The sequence below is a fragment of the Spirillospora sp. NPDC046719 genome, assembly GCF_040645715.1.
GTDB lineage: Bacteria > Actinomycetota > Actinomycetes > Streptosporangiales > Streptosporangiaceae > Spirillospora.
In genome coordinates, this window is the sequence record NZ_JBEYYT010000608.1 from 1 (window position 1) to 4,564 (window position 4,564).

Sequence of the window (4,564 nt, forward strand, 5' to 3'; positions counted from 1 at the left end):
GCCGGGCGGCGCGGCGGCGCGGCGGTGCTGCCCGCGGCGTCGTCGTCCGGGCGGTCCGGGTCGGGCCTCTTCCTCCCGGGCGCGGCCTTCTTCGGCGCGTTCCTGGCGGGCGCGGTGGCCGGCGGGCGTCGGCTCGTCGTCGTCATGTCGCCTCCCGGACCCGCTCGGCGGCGCGCATCCGCACCGATCCGGCCCTTGGGTTGGTCGTGGTCTCCTCGTCGGACGGCAGCTCGGCCCCGCGCGTCAGGAGCCGGAACCTCGGCTCGTGCTCGGGCAGCGGGACGGGCAGCTCCGGCGGGGTGGTGTCGGCCGCCTCCGCGGCGAGGACCCGCTTGGTGATGCGGTCCTCGAGCGAGTGGTAGCTGAGGACGGCGACCCGGCCGCCGACCGGGAGCGCGTCCAGGGCGGCGGGCAGCGCCCGCCGCCAGATGTCCAGCTCGCCGTTCACCTCGATGCGCAGCGCCTGGAACGTCCGTTTGGCCGGGTTGCCGCCGGTGCGGCGGGTCGCGGCCGGGATGGAGGTGCGGACCAGGTCGGCGAGCCGCCTGGTGGAGTCGAGCGGGGCGCGCTCGCGCTCGCGGACGATCGCCGCGGCGATGCGCTGGGCGAACCGCTCCTCGCCGTACTCGCGCAGGATGCGGGCGAGCTCGGCGGGCGGGTAGCCGTTGACGACCTCCGCCGCGGTGAGCGTCTGGGTGCGGTCCATCCGCATGTCGAGGGGCGCGTCGTAGGAGTAGGCGAAGCCGCGGTCGGCCTCGTCGAGCTGCGGGGAGGAGACGCCGAGGTCGAACAGGACGGCGTCCACGGACGGGACGCCGAGCCGCGCGAGGACGCCGGGGATCTCGTCGTAGACGGCGTGCTCAAGGGCGACCCGGTCGCCGAAGGGGGCGAGCCGGCGCGCGGAGCGCTCCAGCGCGGTGGTGTCGCGGTCGAGGCCGATGAGCCGCAGGTCCGGGTGGGCCCGGAGCATGGCCTCGGCGTGGCCGCCCATGCCGAGGGTGGCGTCGAGGTAGCGGGGCGCGCGCCCCGCGTCGCGGGCGGCGGCCACCGCGGGGGCGAGGAGTTCCAGAACGCGACCGAGCATGACCGGTACGTGACCGGCCTCGGCCGCGTGGTCTCCCACGTCCATGCTTCACCCCCCTGGTACTGCCACCTCGCTCGCGGACTGTGTGGCATCGCCGGTCCGGACCTCGTCCCCCCGGCGTCGGCCTCGCCCGGCCAGGTCCCCATCCGCTGCCCTGAGGAAGATCACCGCGTTACCGCGGGGGGTCGCCGTCTGGCGCCGGGGAAGCTGCGCCAGCTGGCTCGGAGAGCGGCTGGAGACCTGGCCGAACGTGGGCCGGTGCCGGTCAACGGACCGACGGGTCGTCTAGAGGATCCCTGGCAACACCTCCTCCGAGACGTCGGAGAACGCCTGCTCCTCCTGCTCGAGGTAGGACTCCCAGGCCTGGGCGTCCCAGATCTCCAGACGCGTGTTGGCGCCGATGACCGCGCAGTCGCGGGTGAGCCCCGCGTAGGCGCGCAGCGGCGGCGGGATCGTGACGCGGCCCTGCTTGTCGGGGACCTCGTCGGAGGCGCTGGCGAAGAAGACCCGGCTGTAGGCGCGGACCGCCTTCTCGGTGACCGGCGCGGCACGCAGAGCCTCGGTGATGCGCTGGAACTCCGCCATGGGGAAGACGTACAGGCAGCGTTCCTGGCCCTTCGTGATCACCAATCCCCCCGACAGCTCCTCGCGGTACTTCGCCGGCAGGAACAGTCGTCCCTTGTCGTCGAGGCGCGGTGAATGGGTGCCGAGGAACACCGGCCCCACCTCCCGCGCCGCATGAGGCGCTACTGCTCCCCACGGCGCCCCACTCTACTCCACTCTTCCCCACCGTCAACAAGGAAAACGCCTCTCACGCAGGAAGATCGTCGAGAAATCCGCAGGTCAGACGGGGTGGAGCGAAGTGGGGGGCGGCGGGCGCCCCCTGCGAGCCGTCCTCCGCGGTCCCCCACCGGAACGGCTCCCGGCGCCGTCTCCGGACGGCCGCCGAGGGGGCGCGCGGGAGGGACTGGAACGGCCGGTGGGGCGAAGTGGTGGGCACGGCAGGGCTGTGGTGGTGATCCCTGTGGAGCACAATGGGCTCGCGTTCCACATGAACATCGCGGCGGGCCCTCCGACGACGTACTGTCGGTTGGGCGGGCGCACAGAGCGCCGCACCGGTCGCGGGGAGACGGGCCCCCGGTCCCGGGGGGCGGGCTCCGTCAGGGGCCTTCGAGAACACCACGCGGCCGGACGGCTGAGGAGGGTTTGGTGGCAGTAGGCACGCACGGCGAGTCGTTCATGGAGACCGACCCCCCGGCATCGCGCCCCGCCCGGCCCGGCAGCACGGGCGGCGGCGGGGCGGAGGGCCCGGCGGGACGTGAGGGCTCCGCCCGCGACCTCGCCGCCCTCGCGCGGATCGCCGACCGGATCCGGGGCGCCGTCGAGTCGGTGATCGAGGGCAAGCCGAAGGCGGTGCGGCTGGCGCTGACCGTCCTGCTCGCCGAGGGGCACCTGCTGATCGAGGACGTGCCCGGCGTCGGCAAGACGATGCTGGCCAAGGCCCTCGCCCGCTCGGTCGACTGCTCGGTGCGGCGGGTGCAGTTCACGCCGGACCTGCTGCCCAGCGACATCACCGGGGTCAGCGCCTACAACCAGGAGCTGCGCGAGTTCGAGTTCAAGCCGGGCCCGGTGTTCGCCAACATCGTGGTCGGCGACGAGATCAACCGGGCGTCGCCGAAGACGCAGTCGGCGCTGCTGGAGTGCATGGAGGAGCGCCAGGTCACGGTCGACGGCACCACCTACGCGCTGGAGCCCCCGTTCATGGTGATCTCCACGCAGAACCCGGTCGAGATGGAGGGCACCTACCCGCTGCCGGAGGCGCAGCGCGACCGGTTCACCGCGCGGATCTCGATGGGGTACCCCGACCCGGCGGCCGAGCTGGAGATGCTCGACGCGCACGGCGGGTCGTCGCCGCTGGACCGGCTCACCCCGGTCGCGCACGCCTCCGACGTCCGCGACCTGATCGAGGTGGTGCGGCGCCAGCACGTCGCGGCGTCGGTGCGGCAGTACGCGATCGACCTGGTCACCGCGACGCGCAAGCACCCTGAGCTGCGGCTCGGCGCCTCCCCTCGCGCCACCCTGCACCTGGTCCGGGCGGCGCGGGCGTACGCGGCGCTGGACGAGCGCGACTACGTGCTGCCGGACGACGTGCAGGAGCTGGCCGTCCCGGTCCTCGCGCACCGGCTGCTGCCGACCGCGGAGGCGCAGGTGGAGCGGCGGCGCCCCGAGCAGGTGGTCGCCGACCTGGTGCGCCGCCTGCCGGTGCCCGCACCCGGGAAGTGACCGGTTGAGGCGGGCGCTGGCCGGGCTGACCACGCGCGGGCGGTCCTTCGTGGCCGCCGGCGCGACGGCCATCGTGTGCGCGTTCGTGCTCGGCGAGCGGGACCTGCTGCGCGCCGGGATCCTGGTGCTGGCGCTGCCGCTGCTGTCGACGCTGGCGGTGTCGCGGACCCGCTACCGGCTGGCGTGCGCGCGGCGGCTGGAGCCGCCGCGGCTGCCGGTCGGCCACGAGACGCGCGTCGACCTGCGGCTGGAGAACGTCTCGCGGCTGCCGAGCGGGCTGCTGCTGGTGGAGGACCGGGTGCCGTACGCGCTCGGCGGGCGGGCGCGGTTCGTGCTGGACCGGATCGAGTCGCAGGGCTCGCGGGAGCTCGGCTACCGGATCCGGTCCGACGTGCGCGGCCGCTTCCGGGTGGGGCCGCTGACGGTCCGGCTGGCCGACCCGTTCGGGATGGTGGAGCTGGTCCGCTCGTTCAGCATGGCCGACACCCTCACCGTCACCCCGGCGATCGTGCCGCTGCCGGCGACCCGGCTGAGCGGTGCGTGGGGCGGCGGCGGCGAGAGCCTGGCCCGCGCGGTGTCGGCGGCGGGCGAGGACGACGTCGCGCCGCGCGAGTACCGGCACGGCGACGACCTGCGGCGGGTGCACTGGCGGTCGACGGCCCGGCACGGCGAGCTGATGGTGCGGCGCGAGGAGCAGCACTTCCAGAGCAGCGGGACGCTGTTCCTGGACACCCGGCGCCGCGCGCACTGGGGCGACGGCCCGGGCGGCTCGTTCGAGCAGGCGGTGTCGGTCGCCGCGTCGATCGGGGTGCATCTCGGCCGGACGGGGATGAACCTGCGGTTCGTGACCGACGAGGGCGAGGCGCTGTCGGCGGCGGCGTCGTTCGACGGGGCGTTCGAGGGGCTGCTGCTGGAGGCGCTGGCGGTGGCGCGGCGGTCCAAGGGCGCGTCGCTGACGCCCGGCCTCGCGGCGCTGGGCGGCGCGCCCGGCCAGGGCCGGGAGGGCGACGGGCTCGTCACGGCGGTGTTCGGCGCGCTGACCGCCGAGGAGGCGCACCGGGTCGCGGTGACGCGCCGCGGCGCGGGCTCCCGGCTCGCGGTGCTGCTCGACGCCTCCCCCGCCGGCCGGAACGGCGCGTCCGAGACGGGCCACCGCGCGCGGATCGCCCGGCCGCGGGTCCCGGGGGCGCGCGGCGC

4 protein-coding genes are annotated in these 4,564 nt (G+C 75.3%); 2 read left to right on the forward strand and 2 right to left on the reverse strand.

The window, feature by feature from the left end:
* Window positions 1-142: 142 nt before the first annotated feature.
* Together rsmH and mraZ are read right to left on the reverse strand one after the other, a co-directional pair.
* Window positions 143-1,129, reverse strand: a complete 987-nt coding sequence (gene rsmH / locus ABZ914_RS47095) for a 16S rRNA (cytosine(1402)-N(4))-methyltransferase RsmH (RefSeq protein ID WP_190868955.1) — start codon at window positions 1,127-1,129, stop codon at window positions 143-145.
* A gap of 240 nt (window positions 1,130-1,369) precedes the next feature.
* Complete coding sequence (gene mraZ, locus ABZ914_RS47100) at window positions 1,370-1,801, reverse strand: division/cell wall cluster transcriptional repressor MraZ (protein WP_190868956.1); 432 nt, start codon at window positions 1,799-1,801, stop codon at window positions 1,370-1,372.
* 522 nt (window positions 1,802-2,323) lie between these two features.
* Between mraZ and ABZ914_RS47105 the strand changes: the two genes are divergently transcribed.
* Window positions 2,324-3,367: an AAA family ATPase gene (locus ABZ914_RS47105; RefSeq protein ID WP_500201155.1), complete on the forward strand. Its 1,044-nt coding sequence runs from the start codon at window positions 2,324-2,326 to the stop codon at window positions 3,365-3,367.
* Between the two features lie 4 nt (window positions 3,368-3,371).
* Window positions 3,372-4,564, forward strand: a 1,193-nt coding sequence (locus ABZ914_RS47110; protein WP_500201154.1) for a DUF58 domain-containing protein, incomplete at its 3' end; no start/stop codon positions are given.

Coding starts and splice junctions, on each gene's coding strand:
- rsmH (WP_190868955.1), bottom strand. CDS start 1,129: ATGGACGTGGGAGACCACGCGGCCGAGGCCGGTCACGTACCGGTCATG.
- ABZ914_RS47105 (WP_500201155.1), top strand. CDS start 2,324: ATGGAGACCGACCCCCCGGCATCGCGCCCCGCCCGGCCCGGCAGCACG.